The organism is Oleiphilus sp. HI0125 (assembly GCF_001635355.1).
On record NZ_LWGF01000501.1, the window covers coordinates 1 to 561 of the forward strand.

A 561-nucleotide genomic window follows, 5' to 3' on the forward strand; every position below is an offset into this window, starting at 1 on the left:
AGGGGACTGACAGTCGCTTGGCTTGGATCATCCAATACCATCTCGTCAATTGAGATCACCTCGGTATCAATATCCGCTGTGTCAATCGTAAGAATATTATCCTCGTCAATGGACGCGCTAAATAACGGCACGACATTCACATCGAATTCAACAACGCTACTAGCGGATGTTGTCAACATCGATTCTGCGTCGGTATCTTCGCTGTTCACCGTTAAGGTAAGGCTGAAATTGCCGCTATCACCGGGTGCAGAAGTGAGAGTTAAACCCTCTAGATCAGACTTTGTAAGTGTATAGCTACCGTTACCCAAATCTATTCCTGCGGACAGCGTTGCCCCACTGGGCAATCCACTCAAAGTCAATGAACTAAACAACTCACTACCATCAAGATCAATCAGATCCGCAGATAGGTTAAGCTCAATGGGAGTATCAACCAATCCTAATGCATGCTCGGCTGTGACGTTAGGTGCATCCGCCTCAGCCTCAACATTAATAATAAAGCTAGCTTGCGTCACTAACTGGCTGCTCGATAGATCATCATCATCTTGATCAACAGTAGTAACA

The 561-nt window shown here is 45.6% G+C and carries 1 protein-coding gene; it reads right to left on the minus strand.

The window, feature by feature from the left end; genetic code table 11:
• On the minus strand, window positions 1-561 hold a 561-nt coding region (locus tag A3762_RS27260), incomplete at both ends, for a hypothetical protein (RefSeq protein WP_197469078.1).